The following is a 521-nucleotide window of genomic DNA, read 5'->3' as shown; positions in this document are numbered from 1 at the left end:
GCGTCTGCGCCATCGCGACGATCGCGAGCAGCACGCCCTTGTTCGCCGCGGTGGTGGCGACATTCGCGGTCAGGCCGGCCGGGTGGTTGGCGGCATAGACCGCGAACATCGCGACGAAGCCGATGAACGCGAGCAGCGTGCCCTGGTGCTCGCGCAGCCGGTGCGGCCAATCATTCATGACTGCCCCTCGTCCGATGGGTACATCGGGCGGTCCCCCKAGGGGACGCGGGCCGGCTTGGGGCGGCCCGGCGCTCGGCCCGCCCCCGTCATGCGGGCTCCACGTCCAGCGCCGCGCCGACCAGCGCATGCTCGGTGATCCCGGCACCGACGAGCTCGCGGCGGATCCGGCCCTCCACCATCACCAGCACGCGATCGCAGCAGCCGATCAGCTCGTCGTGGTCGGTCGAGTAGAAGAGGAGGGCCGCGCCGTCGTCGGCGAGCCGGCGCAGCAGCTGGTAGATCTCCTGCTTGGTGCCGACGTCGATGCCGCGTGTCGGGTCGTTCAGCAGGATGATGCGCGG

Annotated in this window: 1 pseudogene; it reads right to left on the bottom strand. The window is 71.3% G+C overall.

Annotation, left to right across the window (positions count from 1 at the left end):
- Positions 1-266: 266 nt before the first annotated feature.
- Positions 267-521 (bottom strand): annotated as a pseudogene (locus tag AC1D12_RS35075) (sugar ABC transporter ATP-binding protein); the annotation flags it as partial.

The organism is Rhizobacter sp. P1_G5 (assembly GCF_056405435.1).
Note: the sequence above shows the minus strand (reverse complement) of the source record. Positions and strands in the feature narration are given on the sequence as shown.